This window comes from Arthrobacter sp. 10T425, assembly GCF_056393985.1.
Map to the genome: position 1 here is coordinate 1 of NZ_JBFTGZ010000087.1, position 442 is coordinate 442.

Annotated in this window: 1 protein-coding gene; it reads left to right on the plus strand. The window is 70.1% G+C overall.

What is annotated here, in order from left to right:
* Positions 1-442, plus strand: a 442-nt coding sequence (locus tag AC1DDH_RS20640) for an SDR family NAD(P)-dependent oxidoreductase (RefSeq protein WP_476956240.1), incomplete at both ends; no start/stop codon positions are given.

The window sequence follows — 442 nt, forward strand, 5'->3', positions numbered from 1 at the left end:
CCGTGGTGGCCGCGATCCGGGCCGCCGGTGGGCAGGCGGACGCCTTCCAGGCCGATGTGGCCGATCCGGCCTCGGTGCGCGCGCTGGCGCAGGCGGTGGGGCAACAGCACGGGCGCATCGACGTGCTGGTCAACAACGCCGGCGTGTTCGGCGCCCGCCCGCTGGCGGAACTCGACGCGGCATTCTTTGCCGAACAGTTCGACAACAACGCGCTCAGCGTGATGCTGACGACGCAAGCCTTCGCCCCGCTATTTGGGGATCATGGCGGCAGCATCGTCAACGTGTCGAGCAACCTCGCGMACGCGCCCACCGCGCCGACCAGTGTCTACTCGGCCAGCAAGGCCGCCGTGGACGCCCTCACCCGCGCCTTCGCCATGGAGCTTGGCGCGCGCCGCATCCGCGTCAATGCCGTCGCCCCGTTTATCACGCGCACGGACATGAC